This window comes from Actinomadura sp. GC306 (assembly GCF_004348665.1).
GTDB lineage: Bacteria > Actinomycetota > Actinomycetes > Streptosporangiales > Streptosporangiaceae > Spirillospora.
On record NZ_SMKM01000011.1, the window covers coordinates 1 to 18,712 of the forward strand.

General features: G+C 74.4%; 18 protein-coding genes and 1 riboswitch. Of the genes, 5 read left to right on the forward strand and 13 right to left on the reverse strand.

The window, feature by feature from the left end:
• Positions 1-367 precede the first annotated feature (367 nt).
• From E1200_RS03030 to E1200_RS03065, 8 genes are all read right to left on the reverse strand, one after another.
• The gene (locus E1200_RS03030) at positions 368-838 is read right to left on the reverse strand and encodes a bifunctional nuclease family protein (RefSeq protein WP_131950220.1); all 471 of its coding nucleotides are present in this window, start codon (positions 836-838) and stop codon (positions 368-370) included.
• A 142-nt stretch (positions 839-980) separates the two neighbouring features.
• A complete protein-coding gene (locus E1200_RS03035) occupies positions 981-1,691 on the reverse strand; it encodes a MerR family transcriptional regulator (protein WP_207933116.1) in 711 nt (236 codons plus the stop codon).
• A gap of 35 nt (positions 1,692-1,726) precedes the next feature.
• The gene (locus tag E1200_RS03040; protein ID WP_131950222.1) at positions 1,727-2,257 is read right to left on the reverse strand and encodes an FHA domain-containing protein; all 531 of its coding nucleotides are present in this window, start codon (positions 2,255-2,257) and stop codon (positions 1,727-1,729) included.
• Positions 2,258-2,566: 309 nt separating this feature from the next.
• The gene (locus E1200_RS03045; RefSeq protein ID WP_131950223.1) at positions 2,567-3,376 is read right to left on the reverse strand and encodes a DUF881 domain-containing protein; all 810 of its coding nucleotides are present in this window, start codon (positions 3,374-3,376) and stop codon (positions 2,567-2,569) included.
• Positions 3,373-3,705, reverse strand: coding sequence for a small basic family protein (locus E1200_RS03050; RefSeq protein WP_131950224.1), 333 nt, complete (start codon positions 3,703-3,705; stop codon positions 3,373-3,375). The genes E1200_RS03045 and E1200_RS03050 overlap by 4 nt, the downstream gene beginning before the upstream one ends.
• 52 nt (positions 3,706-3,757) lie before the next feature.
• On the reverse strand, positions 3,758-4,633 hold the full coding sequence (locus E1200_RS03055; RefSeq protein WP_131950225.1) for a DUF881 domain-containing protein: 876 nt from the start codon (positions 4,631-4,633) through the stop codon (positions 3,758-3,760).
• A 35-nt stretch (positions 4,634-4,668) separates the two neighbouring features.
• Positions 4,669-5,337 (reverse strand): response regulator transcription factor, encoded by a 669-nt coding sequence (locus E1200_RS03060; RefSeq protein ID WP_207933118.1) that lies wholly within the window; start codon positions 5,335-5,337, stop codon positions 4,669-4,671.
• Between the two features lie 81 nt (positions 5,338-5,418).
• Positions 5,419-6,057, reverse strand: a complete 639-nt coding sequence (locus E1200_RS03065) for a LysE family translocator (protein ID WP_131950226.1) — start codon at positions 6,055-6,057, stop codon at positions 5,419-5,421.
• Between the two features lie 94 nt (positions 6,058-6,151).
• Here E1200_RS03065 and E1200_RS03070 point away from each other — a divergent pair, with 94 nt between their 5' ends.
• Entirely contained in the window at positions 6,152-7,489 is a 1,338-nt protein-coding gene (locus tag E1200_RS03070) for a PLP-dependent aminotransferase family protein (RefSeq protein ID WP_131950227.1), read from the forward strand.
• Between the two features lie 39 nt (positions 7,490-7,528).
• Here E1200_RS03070 and E1200_RS03075 read toward each other — a convergent pair whose 3' ends face one another.
• A complete protein-coding gene (locus E1200_RS03075) occupies positions 7,529-10,027 on the reverse strand; it encodes a mannose-1-phosphate guanyltransferase (RefSeq protein WP_131950228.1) in 2,499 nt (832 codons plus the stop codon).
• Positions 10,024-10,725, reverse strand: a complete 702-nt coding sequence (locus tag E1200_RS03080; RefSeq protein ID WP_243708310.1) for a CDP-alcohol phosphatidyltransferase family protein — start codon at positions 10,723-10,725, stop codon at positions 10,024-10,026. Before E1200_RS03080 ends, E1200_RS03075 begins: the two co-directional genes overlap by 4 nt.
• A gap of 196 nt (positions 10,726-10,921) precedes the next feature.
• Here E1200_RS03080 and E1200_RS03085 point away from each other — a divergent pair, with 196 nt between their 5' ends.
• From E1200_RS03085 to E1200_RS03095, 3 genes are all read left to right on the forward strand, one after another.
• Complete coding sequence (locus E1200_RS03085) at positions 10,922-11,995, forward strand: hypothetical protein (protein ID WP_131950230.1); 1,074 nt, start codon at positions 10,922-10,924, stop codon at positions 11,993-11,995.
• 98 nt (positions 11,996-12,093) lie between these two features.
• A riboswitch (TPP riboswitch) is annotated at positions 12,094-12,207 on the forward strand.
• Complete coding sequence (gene thiC / locus E1200_RS03090; RefSeq protein ID WP_131950231.1) at positions 12,203-13,936, forward strand: phosphomethylpyrimidine synthase ThiC; 1,734 nt, start codon at positions 12,203-12,205, stop codon at positions 13,934-13,936. (Overlaps the previous riboswitch by 5 nt.)
• A gap of 239 nt (positions 13,937-14,175) precedes the next feature.
• Entirely contained in the window at positions 14,176-14,763 is a 588-nt protein-coding gene (locus tag E1200_RS03095; protein ID WP_243708311.1) for a TetR/AcrR family transcriptional regulator, read from the forward strand.
• 31 nt (positions 14,764-14,794) lie between these two features.
• Here the strand turns inward: E1200_RS03095 and E1200_RS03100 are convergent, their stop codons facing one another.
• Positions 14,795-15,631: a metallophosphoesterase gene (locus E1200_RS03100; RefSeq protein ID WP_131950232.1), complete on the reverse strand. Its 837-nt coding sequence runs from the start codon at positions 15,629-15,631 to the stop codon at positions 14,795-14,797.
• A 24-nt stretch (positions 15,632-15,655) separates the two neighbouring features.
• Positions 15,656-16,159: an anthrone oxygenase family protein gene (locus tag E1200_RS03105; RefSeq protein ID WP_131950233.1), complete on the reverse strand. Its 504-nt coding sequence runs from the start codon at positions 16,157-16,159 to the stop codon at positions 15,656-15,658.
• Between the two features lie 200 nt (positions 16,160-16,359).
• On the opposite strand from E1200_RS03105, the gene E1200_RS03110 reads away from it, so the two are divergent.
• Positions 16,360-17,376, forward strand: a complete 1,017-nt coding sequence (locus E1200_RS03110; RefSeq protein ID WP_131950234.1) for an AraC family transcriptional regulator — start codon at positions 16,360-16,362, stop codon at positions 17,374-17,376.
• On the opposite strand, the gene E1200_RS03115 is transcribed toward E1200_RS03110, so the two are convergent.
• Positions 17,292-18,413, reverse strand: a complete 1,122-nt coding sequence (locus E1200_RS03115; RefSeq protein WP_243708312.1) for a carbohydrate kinase family protein — start codon at positions 18,411-18,413, stop codon at positions 17,292-17,294. The genes E1200_RS03110 and E1200_RS03115 overlap by 85 nt on opposite strands.
• Between the last annotated feature and the right edge of the window lie 299 nt (positions 18,414-18,712).

Here is an 18,712-nt window from a genome sequence, read left to right on the forward strand (position 1 = left end):
CCAAAACGATCATCAGCCTCCCAGGCAGGGGTCCCCCAACTCCCTCAAGACAAACCCGTCCACACTATGCAAATGATCACGGGAAGCTCCCCCGAAGTCCGCCACCACCCGACACGGCTCACCGTGCGCTGACGGGGTCTCGGAGGGCCGCCGCCGGACCGGCACCGGCCTGCATGATCATCCATTCAGGTGATCACTGACCTGCATGATCACCCCACGGGTCGTGCGGCTGGAGGGCGCTCTAGCGCCCGGAGGTCGCAGGACCCGCCGAGCGGCGGGCCGTTTCACGAGACGCGCCAGCGGATCGGGAAACGGTTCGCCGCTCGCAACGGGGGTTCCAGGGGGTCGCCCCCCTGGGTGAACACCTCTAACCAGCCCTGCCGAAGTCCTCTGGGGAGATCGTGTCGAGGAACTCGCGGAACTTCTCGACTTCGTCCTCCTGCTCGTCCGGGATGGCCACGCCGGCTTCTTCCAGGACGTCTTCGCTGGCGAAGATCGTGGCGCCGGTGCGGAGGGCGAGGGCTATGGAGTCGGAGGGGCGGGCGCTGACCTCCACGCCGTTGGAGAAGATGAGGTCGGCGTAGAAGATGCCTTCGCGGAGGTCGGTGATGTTCACGGTGCGCAGTTGGACGCTGAGGGCGTCCAGGACGTCGCGGAACAGGTCGTGGGTGAGCGGGCGGGCCGGCAGCACCCCCTGCTGGGCGAAGGCGATCGCGGTCGCTTCGACCGCCCCGATCCAGATGGGCAGGTAGCGGTCGCCCTCCGTCTCCTTCAACAGGACGATCGGCTGATTGGAGGGCATCTCGACCCGGACGCCGACGACCTCCATCTGCTTCACTGCGGCTCCCTGCTGGTTCTCGCTGTCTCGATCACCTTGTGCAGCGGATCGATTCGTGACCGAACCCTGTAGCCAACGTACACCCGTGCCCGGACGGCTCGTGATTCCGCGGGTGCGGGAAAATCCTCCGCGGCCCCCATGGTCAGCGGTCCAGGCTTTCGCGGAGACCGGCCGAGACCAGCGCGGCGTGCAGCTTGACCGACAGCGCGGCGATCTCCCGGGCGGTCTCGGCGGCCTGCTCGTGGGCGCCGCGGCTGCGGCGGCGCAGCTGGGGCGCGACCATCTGCTCGATGAGGCCCGCCTGCCGGTCGGCGGCGGCCTTGACGGCGCGCAGGTGCCGGACCTCGAACCCGTACTCGCCGAGCGCCGCGGCGGCCCGCGCGATGCTCAGCGCGTCGCCCTCGTAGTGCGTGCCGGCGCGGCGGACGAGCCCGTACTCCTCCAGCCGGGCGAGGAGGGCCTCGTCGATGCCGGCGCCGTCCAGGAGCTGGCGGCGCGTCAGCCGGACGGCGGGGTCCTCGGCGGTGGTGTCGGCGGCGACGAGGGTGCGGGGGCGGCGCGGCTCGGGCGCGCCGAGGGGCGGGACGTCCTCGCCGCGGTCGCGCGCCTCCAGGTGCTCCCGGATCACGCGCAGCGGGAGGTAGTGGTCGCGCTGGGCGGCGAGGACGAACCGGAGCCGCTGCACGTCGGCGTCGCAGAACTTGCGGTAGCCGGACGGGCTGCGCTCCGGCTCGACGAGCCCCTCGGCCTCCAGGAACCGGATCTTGGAGATGGTGATGTCGGGGAAGTCCGGCCGGAGCAGGCCGAGGACGTCCCCGATCGTCATCAGGGACCGGGCTGGCTGCGCGTTCACGGCCCCTCCCATCGTCGCGCGTCCTCCCGCCCGCGTCAGCCGTGGGCCGGGTTGGTCAGGAACACCAGCCGGAACTTGCCGATCTGGACCTCGTCGCCGCCCGACAGCGCGGCCTGGTCGATCCGCTGCCGGTTGACGTAGAGGCCGTTGAGGCTCCCCACGTCGCGGACGGAGAACGCGTGGCCCTGCCGGGAGAACTCGGCGTGCCTGCGGGAGACGGTGACGTCGTCCAGGAAGATGTCGCTCTCGGGGTGCCGGCCCGCGGAGGTGCGGTCCTTGTCGAGGAGGAAGCGGCTGCCCGCGTTGGGGCCCCGCTTGACGACGAGCAGCGCGGTGCCCGGGGGCAGCGCCTCCATGGCCATCTGGTCGGGGCCGAGGGACTCCTCGGCGCCCGCGTCGGTGTCCAGGGCCTCGAAGCCGCCGATGGATATCGTGGACGTGGACTCGCCGGGTGACTCACGGTGCGGCGGCGGCGCGTTCCGGGTCAGCGGAGTGCCGCAGTTCGAGCAGAAGCGGGCATCATCCGGGTTGGCGTGACCGCACTGCGTGCAGTAGACGCTCGGCATCGATCCGCTCGGCCTCCTACCTTCGGCGTACCGCCCGCGAACCCCCCGCCGCAGCGGGAGCCGCCTGCGCCACGCGCTCCATCCGACCAACCCACGCCGGGGAACCGCCCCCGGCCACGGTCCAGCTCACCGGCCGCTCACGCGACGGTCGCCGCAACTTACGCGGGTATTACCCGAGGGGTCAACTGGAACGGCGAGCCGACTGGACCAAACTACATTCGTCAATGATCGCAGGTCTACGCCGCCGCGCGGACGGCCGGTCCCGGCGGCCGTGCCGGGCCCCCGGTCCACCGCGTCCCCCGTTCCCCTCTACGGAGACCGTACCGCGCCGACGGCCACTTTCGCGCGGGGGTTGATCAAGACGCCGGCGCCCTTCCCCTGCAGCGTCCCGACCAGGCCGCCGGGGATGTTCATGGCGGTGGCCATCGTGTGGGGGTCGCCGATGGCGAGGAACCGGTACGGGGCGGTGAGGAGCGCACCGCCGGACTCGATGCCGCGCGGGCCGTCCACGAAGTAGGTGTCGACCCCGGCGCGGACGTCGTTGACCTGGACGACCTCGGCGCCCGCGTCGCGGAGTTCCTCCAGGGCGTCCAGCAGGTCGATCGCCTTGACGCGGCCTCCCGGGTCGCTGATCACCATCTCGATGCCGGGCCCTTCGGCGGGGAGGGTGCCCGCCAGGAGGCCGTAGGCGGTGGTGCGTTCGCGCGCCTCCTGCAGCGCGGTCTCGCCCTCGGCGTCGCGTTCCAGTTCCGCCTTGGTGTTCTCCAGTTCGCGGAGGTCGCCTCTCAGCCGCTCTGAGCGCTGGCCCAGATCGGACAGGATGCCGACGAGTTCGTCCTGGCGCGCGGTGGCGAAGGCGGTGTCGCGCTTGGTCGCCTGGACCTGGACGACGACCGCGAAGCCCAGCAGGAGGCACAGCAGCCCGCCGGCGAGCTGGCCGCGGCTGACTCGCGGCCGCAACAGCCCGGCGAGCCCGCGCAGGCCCGCCGGCTCCGGCGGCCCCTCCTCCGCGAGCGCGTCAGCGGACGTGTCGGCGGACGTGTCGGCGGACGTGTCGGCGGACGTGTCGGCGGACGTGTCCGCGGGCTCGGTGGCGCGCTCGTCCTCGCGGGCGGTCATGCGCCGAACACCCGCCGCCGGATTCCCGCGACGTTGGCGAAGATCCGGATGCCGAGGACGACCACGACGCCGGTCGACAGCTGGGAGCCGACGCCGAGCTGGTCGCCGAGGAAGACGATCAGCGCGGCGATGACGGCGTTGCCGACGAACGAGACCACGAACACCTTCTCGTCGAAGACGCCCTCCAGCCGGGCGCGGAGCCCGCCGAACATGGCGTCGAGGGCCGCGACGATCGCGATCGGCAGGTACGGCTGCAGCCACAGCGGCACGTCGGGCTGCAGCAGCAGGCCCAGCGCCGCGCCGATCAGCAGCCCGAGCAGGGCGATCATCCCCGGGTCACCTCTCCCCCGCCCGCCGGCCGTCCCGCGCCCGGCCGACCGCTCACCGGCCGCCCTCCGCGCCGGGGACGGCGTACCGCAGCCGGACCGGCGCCGCCGCGGGCAGCCGCGCGTCCGGCGCGCCGCGCGTGCCGTACTCGATCCGGTAGCGCTGCTCCAGGGCCCGCAGCCGCCGGTCGGCGGCCGAGCCGGTGAAGGCGTCCCGCAGGCGGCGCGGGTCGCCCAGCGCCGTCACCTCGTAGGGGCGGGCCAGCGGCCGGTAGTCGACCAGGATCGCCTCCCCGGCGGAGCGGATCGCCGTCGTCGCCGTGAGCCGCCGGCCGTTGACGCCGATCGCCTCGGCGCCCGCGGCCCAGAGCCCGTTGACCAGGACCTGGAGGTCACGATCATAGACCCGCCCGCGAGCGGCCCCGGCCTCGTCGCGCGGGGAGTCGTCGAGGGTGACGACGATCCCCTCGCCGGCGGCGGGCGCGGCGGCCGCGGCGGCGGCCGCGCGGCCGAGCCGGAGGCGGACGCCCTCGCCGGCGTCGCCGCGGGCGAGGGCGGCGGCGCGGTGCCGCTCGGTCTCGGCGTGGAGCAGGTCGACGCGCCGCTGGAGCCCGTCGGTCTCCGCGGTGCGGGCGCGGATCTCCTCGACCAGCCGCGAGCGCTGCTCGGCCGCCACGGGTGCGCCGCGGCGCACCTCGGCCCCGGCGACGGCGATCAGCGTGCCGGTCAGCGCGAGCACCAGCAGGACGCCGCCGCCGCGGCCCCGCCGCGGGGGCGCGGCGTCCGGGCGGCGGGCCCGCCGCGCCGCGGCCTCCGCGTAGCCGGGGTCGAGGAGCTTGCCGGCGAGCATGTCGGCGAGCAGCGAGGGGGAGGCGCCGGGCCGCCCCGGGGCGCGGCCGCGGGGCTCGCCGGGGTCCTGTCGTGCGGTCACCGCCCCATCATGGCAAGGGACGGCGGTACCGTCCCTCAGCCGACCCGCGGCATGCGCAGGACGTAGCCGACCCGCGGCACGGTGTGGATGAGGCGGGGGTCGTGGTCGTCCAGTTTGCGGCGCAGGGAGCTGATGTAGGTCTGGACGACGCCCTCGCCGCCGGTGAAGTCGTACTGCCAGACGTGGTCGAGGATCTGCCGCTTGGTCAGCACCCGGCCGGAGTTGTGGAGCAGGTAGCGCAGCAGCGTGAACTCGGTGGGCGCCAGGTCGATCGGGACGCCGCCGCGCCGCACCTCGCAGGCGTCCTCGTCGAGTTCCAGGTCGGCGATGGTCAGCCGCGCCCGTTCGCGGCCGGCGGGCCGGGTGCGGCGGAGCACGGCGCGGACGCGGGCGGCCAGCTCGTCGAGGCTGAACGGCTTGGGCACGTGGTCGCAGCCGGGCGCCCCCGCGGCCCCGTGCATGGCGCCGGGGCCGGTGAGGAGGACGACCGGGGCCTCGCACCCGTTCCGCCGCAGCCGGGCGCGGACGTCCGGCAGCGCCGCGTCCAGCACGATCAGGTCGGGGCCGAAGCGGGGAGCGTCCGCCAGCGCCTCGGCGCCGGAGCGGGCGACGGCGGTCTCGTAACCCTCGTACCGCAGGGCGTTCGCGGCGAGGTCCGCGACGTAGGCGTCGCCGTCCACGACGAGGATCTTGGTGGGGTTCACCGTGCCAGTCTGTCCCCTTGCGATCCGCCGCCGCACCGCGGGACGCCGTGGCTCCGCTCACGTGGGCGGGTCGGGCGCGGGTCAGGCGGAGGCGGGCCGGGCCAGGCCCAGGTGGGCGGCGAGCCCGGCGAGCACCGATCCCATCAGGTACCGCTGGGCGCGCCGCCAGCCGGGCCGCCGGGCGAGGAAGACCGCGATGGAGCCGGCGCCGAGCACGATGAGGGCGTTGACCGTCACCGCGACGGTGAGCTGGGTGAGACCGAGCAGGACGCTCTGCACGGCGACGTGACCGCGGTCCGGATCGGTGAACTGCGGGAGCAGCGACACGTACAGGACCGCGATCTTCGGGTTGAGCAGGTTGGTGACGAGGCCCATCGTGAACAGCCTGCGGGGCGGGTCGGCGGGCAGGTCCGCCGGGGTGAACGCCTCCGTCCCGCCGGGCCGGACCGTCTGCCAGGCGAGCCACAGCAGGTAGGCCGCGCCGGCGGCCTTGAGCACCGTGTAGAGGGGCGGGACGAGCGTGAACACGGCGGTGATCCCGGCGGCGGCCGCGAGGATGTAGACGCCGAACCCGGCGGCGACGCCCGCCAGGGAGATCAGGCCGGCCGTGCGGCCCTGCGTCACCGACCGCGATACCAGGTAGAGCATGTTGGGGCCGGGGGTGAGGACGAGGCCGAGGGCGACGAGGGCGATGGCCGCCAGCGCGGTGGACGAGATCATGGCACTCCCCGATCGATGATGATTCGAGCCTAGATCTCCGCATAAACTCGGTGCAATACTGACATTGCTCTCGGTGCAATCGTCCGGAGGTCCGGTGGATTACCAGAGGATCGCGGACGCGGTGGCCGCCGACATCGCGACGGGCCGGCTGCGCCCCGGCGACCGGCTGCCCCCGCAGCGCGTCTTCGCCCGGCGGCGCGGGATCGCGAACTCGACGGCGGGCCGCGTGTACCGGGAACTGGCGGCGCGCGGCCTGGTGACCGGCGAGGTGGGGCGCGGCACGTTCGTCCGCGCCGGGCGGGACCGGCCCGGCCCCGCCCTCGCGGAGCCCGCCGCCGCCCGGATCGACCTGGAGCTCAGCAACCCCTCCGTCCCCGGGCAGAGCGAGCTGATGCGGGCCGGGATGGAGCGGCTGCTGCGCCGCGACGTCCTCGCCGCGGCGCTCGGCCCGGCCGGGACCACCGGGACGCCCGCCGCGCGGGAGGCGGCGGCCGGACTGCTCGCCGCGCCCGGGTGGCGGCCCGCCCCGGCGCGCATCCTGTTCGCCGGGAACGGTCGGCAGGCGATCGCGGGCGCCGTGGCCGCGCTCGTCCCGCCCGGCGGCCGGCTCGCGGCCGAGGCCGTGACCTACCCGGTGGTCAGGGGCATCGCGGCGCGGCTCGGCGTCACGCTCGTGCCGGTCGAGACCGACGGGCACGGCCTGTGCCCGGACGCCCTGGCCGCCGCCCACCGCCGTGCCCCGCTCGGTGCCGTCTACCTCCAGCCGACGCTGCACAACCCGTACGGGACGACGATGCCGCCCGAGCGCCGCGCGGAGCTGGCCGCCGTCCTGGAGCGGCTCGGCCTCCACGCGGTCGAGGACCGCGTCTGGGCGTTCCTCCCGGAGGACGGCCCGCCGCCGCTGGCGGCGGAGGCGCCGCAGCGGACGGTCGTGGTCGACAGCCTCTCCAAGCGCCTCGCGCCCGGCCTCAGCGTCGGGTTCGTGGTGCCGCCCGCCGCGCTGGCGGGCCGCGTCGGCGCCGCGCTGCGGTCCGGCGCGTGGGGGCCGACGGCGTTCGCCTTGGAGGCGGCGACCGGCTGGATCAGGAACGGGACGGTCGCGGCGGTGACCGGGGCCAAGCGCGCGGACGCGGCCGCGCGGACGCGGATCGCCGCCGAGCGCCTCCCGGGGGCGGCGGACCGGTCCGCCCCGTGCGCCTACTTCCGCTGGTGGGAGCTGCCGCCCCGGTGGCGCGCGGAGACCTTCGTCGCGGCGGCGGCGCGGCGCGGCATCGCCGTCACGCCCGGGGCCGCCTTCGCCGCCGGGACCGGCTCGTCCCCCCGCGCGGTGCGGGTCGGCCTGGCGTCCCCGCCGCTGGAGCTCCTCGGCGACGCGCTCGGCGTGCTCGCGGAGATCGCCGCCGGGTCGCCCGAGGACGACGCCGTCGACTGACGGCACGGTCGGGAGCCGGTGCGGCCGGGAACCGGTGCGTCAGGAGCCCGCGCGCTCCACGACGGCGGCCCACTCCGCCAGGAGCGCCTGGGCGGCGTCCGCGTCCGGGCCCTCGGCCCACAGGTGGGTGACCGGCTCGGACGGGTCGGGCAGCACCAGGACCCAGCGGCCGTCGTCCTCGACCACGCGGACGCCGTCGGTGGTGTCGACCGTGCGGGGGCCGGCGGCCTCCACGACGTGCCGCATCACGCTGCCCTTGGCCGCCCACGGCGTGGGGACCGAGCGGCGCAGCAGGTGCGCCTCGGGGATGCGGCGGTCGATCTGCGACAGCGTCAGCCGCGTCCGGGCGACCAGGCCGACGAGCCGGACGAACGCCGCGATCCCGTCGACGGTGCCGCTGAACTCGGGCATCAGGAAACCGCCCCGCCCGTCGCCGGCGAAGACCACGCTGGGCTGGGCGGCGGCCTTGGTCAGGACGTCCTGGGACGTGGACGTCCACTCGACCTGGACGCCGTGGAACCGGCACACCTGCTCGGCGACCCGGGTCGTCGTCACCGGCAGCGCGACCCTGCCGCCGCGCCGCTCGGCCGCGACCAGGTCGAGCATGACCAGCAGGGCGCGGTCGTCGCCGACCAGCTCGCCGTTCTCGTCCACGAGCGAGATCCGCTCCCCGACCGGGTCGAAGCGGACGCCGAACGCGGCCCGCGACGACGACACCAGCTCGCCGAGCCGTTCCAGGTCGCGCATGCGCTCGGCGAGCGTCTCGGTGGGGTTGGCCTCGTCCAGGCCGGCGTTGCGGGTGAGGACCTCGACGCCGACCTTGCCGAGCAGGTTCGGCAGGACGAGCGACGCGACGCCGCCCGCGCAGTCCAGGACGATCTTCAGCCCGGCCTCGCGGACACCGCGGATGTCGACGCGCCGCAGCAGCTCGCGGGTGTAGGTCTCGACGACGCGGGGCGGGTAGGTCAGCTCCGCGATCTCGCCGGGGAACGCGCGGCGGTACTCCTGCCGGCCGAAGACGCGCTCCAGCTTGCGCTGCGCGGCCTGCGACAGGTCGGCGCCGCCGGGGTCGAGGAAGAGGATGTCGACGCCCTGCGGGTCGCCGAGGGTGGTGCGGATGTAGATGCCGCCCACGCTGTCCTCGCGGCCGGTCTCGAACCGGGCGACGGTCAGCGGGGTGGCCTCCAGGTCGCGGACGTTGATCGCGCTGGCGGTCAGCGCGCTGTTCACCGCGCGTTTCAGCGTGCGGGCCGCGCGGGACACGTCGCGGCCGGTGACGACCGTGGTGCCCTTCTTCAGCGTCGTCGCGTACGCGCTGGCGAGCCGGACCGCCAGCTCCGGCGTGATCTCCACGTTGACCAGCCCGGACACGCCGCGCGGGCCGAACAGGTTGCGCTGCCCGCGCGACTCCCAGATCACGCTGGTGTTGACGACCGCGCCGGCCTCGATGGTCTTGAACGGGTAGACCTTCACGCCGCTGGAGACGTACGCCTCGGCCTCGATCACGCACTCGTCGCCGATGACCGCGCCCTCCTCGACGCGGGCGCCGGCCATGATGTCGGTGTTCTTGCCGACCACGCAGCCGCGCAGGTTCGTGGACGGCGCGACGAACACGTTGTCGTGGACGATGGCGCGGTGCAGGAACGCGCCCTCCTTCACGACGACGTTGCTGCCGAGGACGGTGAACTCGCGCAGCTCGACGCCCGCCTCGACCTTGGCGTAGTCGCCGATGTAGAGCGGGCCCTTCAGCACGGCCTCGGAATCGACCTCGGCGCCCTCGGCGACCCAGACGCCGGGCGACATCTCGAAGCCGTCCAGGTCGACGGCGACCGCTCCGGACAGCATGTCGGCCTGCGCCTTGAGGTAGCTCTCGTGGGTTCCGACGTCCTCCCAGTAGCAGTCGGCGATGTAGCCGAACAGCGGGGCGCCCTCCGCGAGGAGCTTGGGGAACACGTCCCCGGACCAGTCGACCGGCTCCCCCTCGGCGACGTGGTCCAGGACCTCCGGCTCCATCACGTAGATGCCGGTGTTGACGGTGTCGGAGAAGACCTGCCCCCACGTCGGCTTCTCCAGGAACCGCTGCACGCGGCCGTCGTCGTCCACGATGATGATGCCGAACTCCAGCGGGTTCGGGACGCGCTTGAGCCCGATGGTGACGAGGGCGCCGTTCTCCTCGTGGAACCGGACCATGTCGGTCAGGTCGATGTCGGTGAGCGCGTCGCCGGAGATGACGAGGAACCGGTCGTCGCGCAGCGCCTCCCCCGCGTTCTTGACGCTGCCGGCGGTGCCGAGCGGGACCTCCTCGGTCGCGTAGCTCAGCGACATGCCGAGCTCCTCGCCGTCGCCGAAGTAGTTGCGGATCAGCGCCGCCAGGAACTGGACGGTGACCACGGTCTCGCTGAACCCGTGCCGCTTCAGCAGCCGCAGCACGTGCTCCATGATCGGCCGGTTGACGAGGGGCAGCAGCGGCTTGGGCTGGTTGGCGGTCATCGGACGCAGCCGCGTCCCCTCGCCACCCGCCATCACGACGGCCTTCATCGGGGGGTCTCAGCTCCCTTCTGGTCGCCGGCCGGCGGATCCGCGCCCGGGTCGGCCCCCGGACCGGCGCCCGGGTCCGCGCCGGGCACGGCGCCGGGCCCGGCGGGCGGGGGCGAGCCGCGGCCGGCCAGCACCAGTTGCCGCGTCTGCACCCAGTAGAGGACGGCCGCCCACCAGTACAGGGCCGTCCCCCAGATGGCGAACGACCATCCGGCGACCTTCGCCGCGGTCGCCGCCGCGCCGTCGTGGTCGCCCAGCAGCAGCAGCGGGAACGCGTACAGCAGGCACATCGTCCCGGCCTTGCCGATGAAGTGCACCGGGAGCGTCCCGCCGTAGCCGAGCCGCCGGATGACCGGCGCGATCGGCAGGATCGCGACCTCCCGCGCCACCAGCACCACGACCAGCCACAGCGGGATGATCTCGCGGATCGTCAGGCCGACCAGCGTCGCCAGGATGTAGAGCCGGTCGGCCGCCGGGTCGAGCACCGCGCCGAGCTTGCTCGCCTGGTTCAGGACGCGGGCGAGCTTGCCGTCCAGCCAGTCGGACAGGCCCGCGAACACCAGCACGCCGAGCGCCCACCAGTCGGCCTCGATCAGCACCAGCCAGAGGAACAGCGGGACGCCCAGGAGCCGGGCCAGGCTCAGGGTGTTCGGCACCGTGAAGATCCGGTCCTGCGGGGCTTCCTGCTGTGTGCTCACCGACGCGCTCGCCTCCCCTGGTCCCTTGATCCTGACCCTACCGGTAAGGGTTGTGAAAGCCCCCGATGACGTCGGGCCCATTCGGCGGGCCGGCCCGCACGTACCGGGCCGCCGCCGCTTGACACCACTGGTCAGGCCGCGGGCGCGGGCCGGCGACCGCCTATAGTTCTGCACACTCCCGGACGAAGGGCTGAAGGTGTCCGTCCCCCCGCCCGCGCTCACGATCACCCTGGGCGGGAACGCCTACCGGTGGCCGCTCCGCATCTGCCTGACCGCGCTGACGGCCGGGCTGGCCGGCACGCTGTCCACGCTCACCGGCCCGGGGGCGTGGGAGCCCGAGGAGGCGGGGAGGGCCATCGCCGCATTCGGCGGCGGCGCCGTCCTCATCGCCCTCGCGGCGGCCGTGTGGGCTCTCGTTATCCACCGCGACCGCCTCACCGTGACGATCGGCCGGGACGGCCTGACCCTGCGCCGCCGCGGGCGGGAGGCGGTCGTCCCCGCCGCCGCGGTGGACGCCGTCGGGATCACCTGGCCCGTCGCCGACCCCGTCTGGACGGTCTGGTTCGATCCGGAGGCCGCGCCGGGCGTCGACGCCGTCACGAAGGTCGAGGGGCGCGCGGCGGCCCTGCTGCCGGAGCGGTCGCTTCCCCAGGGCTGGCTGGAGGCCGTCCACGCCACCGCCACCGAGACCCTGGGGGCCCGCTGGCGCGTCCTGGACGACGAGGGCGAGGAGGTGGACCGGCTGCCCGAGGACGCGCTGCGCGAGGCCGACGACATCCTCGTGGACGGGGACGGGCGCCACCGCGACGGCCGCACCGGCGCGCTGCTCGCCGTGGCCTGCGGCCCGCCCGCGGACCGGTCCGGCCTGCCGCTCCCCGGCCGGGTGACCGTGCTGCGCGATCCCCACGCCCGCCCGCTGCTGGAGCTGCGGAGGGGCCTCCCGGGCGGCGGCCGGGTGCGGGTGTTCCTCCCGGACGGGCGGCCCGCCGGCGAGATCCGCGGCTCGGACGAGCCGTCCTTCCACACGGCCGGCGGGACGCTCCTCGGCACCACCCGGGCGGCCGGCGGCCGCTGCGTCGTCACCGGCGTGGACGCCCGGGAGTCGGCCACGCTCCGGATCGAGAAGGACGGCGGCGGCCCGCTGCGGCTGGAGCGGTCGCCGTCCACCCCCGAACCGCTCCGCACCCTCGCGCTGGCCCTCCCCTGGGTCGTCCGCGGCGGCCCGCGCCGTCCCGCCAGGTGGACGGGCCGCACGTCAGGGCGGGTCTAGGGCGGGTTCGACGACGGGTTCGACGGCGTCCCGGCCCGCCGTCCTTATCCCATGGACGCCGGTTGCGGCAAGGCCGGTGCGGCGGGTTAGCGTCGGGGACGACAGATCGCGGGGGTCCGGCGAACCGGGCTGAGATAGCGGCTGGGACGGCCGCTGACCGCATGAACCTGACCGGGTAATGCCGGCGTAGGGAGAGATCGAGTCGTCATGACCGAACCTGTGGTTCCAGCTGCCCGCAAGACCTACCTGCAGGGCTCGCGACCGGAGATCCGCGTCCCGATGCGGGAGGTGCCGCTGACCAACGGCGACGCCGTCGTCCTGTACGACACGTCCGGGCCGTACACCGACCCAGAACAGGAGACCGACGTCCGCAAGGGGCTGCCCGCGCTGCGGGACCCGTGGATCACCGAGCGCGGCGACACCGCGCCGTACGACGGGCGCCCGGCGCGCCCGGAGGACGACGGCCGCCGCGCGAACGGCGCGGCACCGCCGCGGGCGGCGTTCCCGCCGCGCAGGCCGCGCCGCGCGACGGGCGGTGCCGTGACCCAGCGGGCCTACGCGCGGCGCGGGGAGATCACGCCGGAGATGGAGTTCGCGGCGCTGCGCGAGGGCGTGCCGCCGGAGGTCGTCCGCGAGGAGCTCGCGGCGGGACGGGCCGTGCTCCCCGCCAACGTCAACCACCCCGAGATCGAGCCGATGGTGATCGGCAAGAGGTTCCTCGTCAAGGTCAACGCGAACATCGGCAACTCGGCGGTGGCGTCGTCGATCGAGGACGAGGTCGAGAAGATGACGTGGGCGACCCGCTGGGGCGCCGACACGATCATGGACCTGTCCACCGGCCGGGACATCCACACCACGCGCGAGTGGATCCTGCGCAACTCGCCGGTGCCGGTGGGGACCGTCCCGCTGTACCAGGCCGTGGAGAAGGTGGGCGGCGACCCGGCCGAGCTGACGTTCGACGTCTTCCGCGACACCGTGATCGAGCAGGCCGAGCAGGGCGTGGACTACATGACCGTCCACGCCGGGGTGCTGCTGCGGTACGTGCCGCTGACGGCGCGGCGCAAGACCGGGATCGTGTCCCGCGGCGGGTCGATCATGGCGGCGTGGTGCCTGGCGCACCACGAGGAGAACTTCCTCTACACCCGCTTCCGCGAGCTGTGCGAGATCTTCGCCGCCTACGACATCACCTGGTCGCTCGGGGACGGGCTGCGCCCCGGCTCCATCGCCGACGCCAACGACGAGGCGCAGTTCGCCGAGCTGCGCACCCAGGGCGAGCTGACGAAGATCGCCGCCGAGTACGGCAACCAGGTGATGAACGAGGGGCCCGGGCACGTCCCGATGCACAAGATCAAGGAGAACGTCGACCTGCAGCAGGAGTGGTGCGACGGGGCGCCGTTCTACACCCTCGGCCCGCTGACCACCGACATCGCGCCCGGCTACGACCACATCACCTCGGCGATCGGCGCCGCGATGATCGGCCACCACGGCACCGCGATGCTCTGCTACGTCACGCCGAAGGAGCACCTCGGGCTCCCGGACCGCGACGACGTCAAGGCGGGCGTCATCGCCTACAAGATCGCGGCGCACGCCGCGGACCTGGCGAAGGGGCACCCGGGCGCGCAGGCGTGGGACGACGCGCTGTCGGAGGCGCGGTTCGACTTCCGGTGGGAGGACCAGTTCAACCTGTCCCTCGACCCGGAGACCGCCCGCTCCTTCCATGACGAGACGCTCCCGGCCGCGCCGGCGAAGACCGCGCACTTCTGCTCGATGTGCGGCCCGCACTTCTGCTCGATGAAGATCACCCGCGATGTGCGCCGGTTCGCCGAGGAGCGCGGCCTGGCCGAGGACGCCGCCCTGGACGAGGGGATGCGGGAGAAGGCCGCGGAGTTCAAGGAGGCCGGCGGGCGGGTCTACCTGCCGCTGACCCCCGGCGGCGGCTGACCGGACGGCGGTCCGCTCCCGGCGTCCCCGAACGCCGGGAGCGGACCGCGGGACCCGCCGCGGCACGGGCCTCAGCACGGGCTTCGGCACGGGCTGCGGCACGGCCGCGGCGGGTCCGCGCCTCCCCCCGGCGAGGTCCGCGGACGGGCGCGGCTACTATCAAGGGACCGTTCCAAAGCCGCGGATCCCCTCGAAACGCCGCAGGCCCGTTGCCCCGCCGGGAAGGACCGACGACCCAGTTGACCAGCGACGACTCACCGAAGGCGCGCGTCCGCGCGGTGCGCGCCGACGTGCGCCGCAACCGGGCCAGGCTGATCGGCGCGGCACGGGAGGCGTTCGAGCGCGACGGAGCCGACGCGTCCCTGGAGGGCGTCGCCCGGCTCGCCGGCGTCGGCATCGGAACGCTCTACCGCCACTTCCCGACGCGGCAGGATCTGCTGGAGGCGCTGCTCGCCGACGCCTACGGGGAACTCGCCGCCAGGGCGCGCGATCTCGCGCTCTCGGCCTCGCCGGGGGACGGCCTGCTGGAGTGGCTGCGGGAGTTCGTCTCGGCGGTCACGGCGTTCCGCGGGATGGCGGCGGCGGCCGTGGTGTCGCTGCGCGACGACCGGCCGGAGGCGTCCCGGGCGATGCGCGAGGCCGGCGAGGCGCTGTTCGCCCGCGCCCAGGAGGCCGGGGACGTGCCGGCGGACGCCGCGTTCATCGACGCGCTCCGGCTCGCGGGCGCGATCGCCATCGTCACCGAGGACGACGCGGAGGCGTCCGGCCGCCTGCTGGCGCTGGCCGCCACGGGAATGGTCCCCGGCAAGGCGGCCGCACCGCGCTGAGGCCCGCGGGCTCCCTGGGCCCTGTGGCCGGTCAGTCCGTCTCCGGGTCGGGCAGGATGCGGCGGGGCCCGCGCGGCGCCTCCGCCCGCTTGCGCCACTCGCGGGGGTAGCCGACCGACACCTCGATGTGGGGAACGTCACCGGTCCAGATCGTGCGGGGGATGTGGAGGTGCCCGTACACGACGGACACCGCGCCGAAGCGGCCGTGCCAGCCGGCGGTGCGCTCGGTGCCGCACCACTGGGCGAACTCCGGGTACCACAGGACGCGGGTGGGCTCCCGGACGAGCGGCCAGTGGTTGACGAGCACGGTCCGCGTCCCCGGCGCCAGGGCGGACAGGCGCTTCTCGGAGTAGGCGACCCGAGCGTCGCACCAGGCGTCCCGCGTGGGGTGCGGGTCCGGGTGGAGGAACACCTCGTCGGTGCACACGACGCCCGCCTCGTGCGCGATCGCGAGGGCCTCCTCCTTGGTGGCGGCCCCGTCCGGCCGGAACGTGTAGTCGTACAGGACGAACAGCGGCGCGATCGTCACGGGCCCGCCGTCGCCCTCCCACACGGGGTACGGGTCCTCGGGGGTCAGGACGCCGAAGCGCCGGCACATGTCGACGAGCCTGCGGTAGCGGGCCTCCCCGCGCAGCCGCACCGGGTCGTCCTTGACCGTCCACAGCTCGTGGTTGCCGGGCGTCCAGATCACGGTGGCGAAGCGTTCGCTCAGGGTGCGCAGCGTCCACTCGACGTCCGCGAAGCGCTCGGCGACGTCGCCGGCCACGATGAGCCAGTCATCGCCGGACGCGGGCCGCAGCCCCTCGACGAACGCGCGGTTCTCGGGGAACCCGACGTGCAGGTCGCTGATCGCGTACACACCGCTCATCCTTGAGATCGTAGGCCCTGCGCGTCACGCGTCCTTTCCCCAGAGGTACACGCCGAGGCTCATCGCGAGGACGCTCGCCCAGCTCGCCGCGGCCCGCAGGTGGTTCCAGGCCGTCCAGCGGCCGGAGTAGTCCGTCCAGACCTTCGCCGCCTCCCCCGCGTCCGCCGGAACCGCCGCGGCGTCCAGGGCGTTGTTCATCGGGATGTTCACCGCGAAGCTCGGGACGAGCGCACCCGCGAAGTACATCCCGGCCGCGACGAAGAACAGCGCGGCCGCGGACTTCTCGTCCAAGGTCAGCAGCAGTGCCCCCGCCGCGGCCGCCGCCACCGGGACCAGCAGGAACATGGCGATGAACAGCGGGTTCTGGATCTTCTGGTTGATGCCCTGCATGGCTTCGATCGCCGACGCCGGACGCGCCGCGCCCAGGCCCGGCATCACGCCTGTGGAGAAGGCGAAGTAGGTTCCGGTCATGCCGGCGGCCATGATGAGGGAGAGGGTCACCGAAGTCCCGGCGAGTACGGATCTCATCGTCGTTCCACTCTGTCGGAAGGGGTTGTCGGTGGTGCCATGTCAGGTGTTCCAGACGCCGCTGGCGGCGGTGCGCCGCGCGTAGTCGGCGAAGTCCCGTCGCGCTTGCCGTTCGCCATGTCTCCGAGTCAACAGCCGGACGGTTCCGGCCACCATCGTCGAGAAGCTCGCCCGCATACGCCGGCGTCTACGCTTGCCGCATGGACGCCCTGACCGACCTCCTCGACGGGCCCCGGGCGCGCGGCGCGTTCCTGCTCCGCGCGGCCCTCAGCCCGCCGTGGTCGCTGCGCGTCCAGGACGAGGCGCCCCTCACGCTGCTGTCGATGGTCCGCGGCGACGCGTGGCTGATCCCCGGCGGCGCCGAGCCGCGGCGCGTCTCCCCCGGCGACATGGCGGTCTTCCGGGGCCCCGATCCCTACACCGTCGCCGACTCCCCCGGAACCGAGCCGCGTGTCGTCATCCACCCCGGGCAGGTGTGCACCGCGCCGGACGGGACGCCCATGTCGGGGGCGATGGACCTCGGCGTCCGCGCCTGGGGCAACGACCCGGACGGGTCGGCGGTCATGCTGATCGGCACCTACCCGATGCGCGGAGCCGTCACCCGGCGGCTGCTGGCGGCCCTCCCGCCGGTGGCGGTCGTCCGCGGCACCGAATGGCGGTCGCCGCTGGTGGACGTGCTCCGCGAGGAGGTCGGCCGGGACGAGCCCGGGCAGGAGACCGTCCTCGACCGCCTGCTCGACCTGCTGCTCGTCGGGACGCTGCGCGCCTGGTTCGGCCGCCCGGACGCCGCGGCGCCCGGCTGGTACCGCGCCCACGGCGACGCGGTCGTCGGCCCCGCCCTGCGGCTGCTGCACGACGACCTGGCGCACCCCTGGACCGTCGCCGGGCTCGCCGCCGCGGTCGGCGTCTCCCGCGCCGCGCTCGCGCAGCGGTTCACGAGGCTGACCGGCGAACCGCCGATGGCGTACCTGACCGGCATCCGGCTGGCCCAGGCCGCCGACCTGCTCCGCGAGGGCGACGCGACGCTGGACGCGGTGGCGCGCCGGGTCGGCTACGGCACCGCGTTCGCGCTCAGCACGGCCTTCAAGCGCGAGTACGGGGTCAGCCCGCAGGAGTACCGCTCCGCCCCCGGTCAGGTGCCGATGCGGAGGGTGGGTTCGGCGCGGACGGGCGAATCGTCGGCCGTGTCCGGGATGAACGAGACGACGAACGCGTAGTCGGCCAGGACCGACTCGGGCACCTCGCCCGACTCGCCGAAGGCGGCGATCTCGCCCCAGCACGGCGCACCCAGCGAGCCGCTGTGGTGCCGGACCGACAGCCCCGCGCACAGGTTGGCGAACCGGAGCCGCTCGGCGAGCGGGAGGCCGGCGAGGGTGCCGAACACGAAGCCGGCGGCGAAGACGTCGCCCGCGCCGGTCGGGTCGAGCGCCTCGACTGGCAGCGCGCCGACCTCGGCCCGCTCCCCCGTCGCCGAGTCGATCGCGATGGCGCCGTCCCCGCCGCGCTTGACCACGACGACCGGGACGCGTCCGGCGAGGGCCTCGGCGGCCTCCACCGCCGTGCCGGTGCGCGTGTAGGCCATCGCCTCGGCGGCGTTCGGCAGGAACACGTCCACGTGCCGGAGCCGGTCGAGGACCTCGGCGGGCCATGCGCCGGTCTGGTCCCAGCCGAGGTCGCCGAAGACCAGCGCGCCGCGGCCGCGCATGGCGGGGATCCACGGCGGGACCGGGCGGTCGACGTCGACGAAGCACGCCCGGGCGGACGGCGGCGGCGCGCCCGCCAGGTCGTCCACCGGGCCGGGCACGGGGCGGGCGTAGGTCACCATGCTGCGGTCGGAGTCGTAGGCCATCGACACCGTCACCGGCGTCGGCCAGCCGCGCACCCGCCGCGACAGCCCGAGGTCGACGCCCTCCTGCTCGGCGAGGGTCCGCCAGAGGTAGGCGCCGAACATGTCGTCGCCGAACGGCGCGGCGAGCCCGACCCGCAGGCCGAGCCGGCTCATCGCGACGGCGATGTTGGCGACGCCGCCGGGGGCCGAGCCGAGCCCGTCGGTGACGAGCTCGGTGCCCGGCGGCGGCAGCCCCGGCAGCCCGGTGAAGATCATGTCCATGAACACCCGGCCGGACAGGAACACGTCCAGCGCGGGCGCCGGGCCGCTCCCGCCGCGCAGCCGCTCCCCCGCCGCCCCGCGCTCGGCGCAGGGGTCGGCGAGGGACGGCTCCGGCGGCACGCCCGGCGCGGTCTGCTGAGTCACGAGGCCCCCCGGGTGCGCGGCTCGGGCACGGTCTCCCGGACCCTAGCCCGCACGACTGACGAAAACGTCTACGTCGAACGTACAGCCGGAACCCCGCCACCGGCCTGCCCGCTTCACCCGCCGGGTCCTCTCCTCTTCGTATGGAATGCGGAGATCCGGGACGTACTGTGTGCGGCTGGAGAACCGTGTGCGGCTTTGCGGCGAGCGGCGCGGTCCGCCGCCGGCCCGGAGGGAGGCGCCGCCCGATGCCGGAGCGGTACCGGCACCGGGCACCCGAACTTACCGACGAGTAGGAACGC

What these genes read in the sequence shown, in the direction of transcription:
- E1200_RS03075 (WP_131950228.1), bottom strand. Translation starts at nt 10,027, where the DNA reads ATGAAGGCCGTCGTGATGGCGGGTGGCGAGGGGACGCGGCTGCGTCCG.
- E1200_RS03040 (WP_131950222.1), bottom strand. Translation starts at nt 2,257, where the DNA reads ATGCCGAGCGTCTACTGCACGCAGTGCGGTCACGCCAACCCGGATGAT.
- E1200_RS03110 (WP_131950234.1), top strand. Translation starts at nt 16,360, where the DNA reads ATGGACGCCCTGACCGACCTCCTCGACGGGCCCCGGGCGCGCGGCGCG.
- E1200_RS03105 (WP_131950233.1), bottom strand. Translation starts at nt 16,159, where the DNA reads ATGAGATCCGTACTCGCCGGGACTTCGGTGACCCTCTCCCTCATCATG.
- E1200_RS03050 (WP_131950224.1), bottom strand. Translation starts at nt 3,705, where the DNA reads ATGATCGCCCTGCTCGGGCTGCTGATCGGCGCGGCGCTGGGCCTGCTG.
- E1200_RS03065 (WP_131950226.1), bottom strand. Translation starts at nt 6,057, where the DNA reads ATGATCTCGTCCACCGCGCTGGCGGCCATCGCCCTCGTCGCCCTCGGC.
- E1200_RS03100 (WP_131950232.1), bottom strand. Translation starts at nt 15,631, where the DNA reads ATGAGCGGTGTGTACGCGATCAGCGACCTGCACGTCGGGTTCCCCGAG.
- E1200_RS03045 (WP_131950223.1), bottom strand. Translation starts at nt 3,376, where the DNA reads ATGACCGCCCGCGAGGACGAGCGCGCCACCGAGCCCGCGGACACGTCC.
- thiC (WP_131950231.1), top strand. Translation starts at nt 12,203, where the DNA reads ATGACCGAACCTGTGGTTCCAGCTGCCCGCAAGACCTACCTGCAGGGC.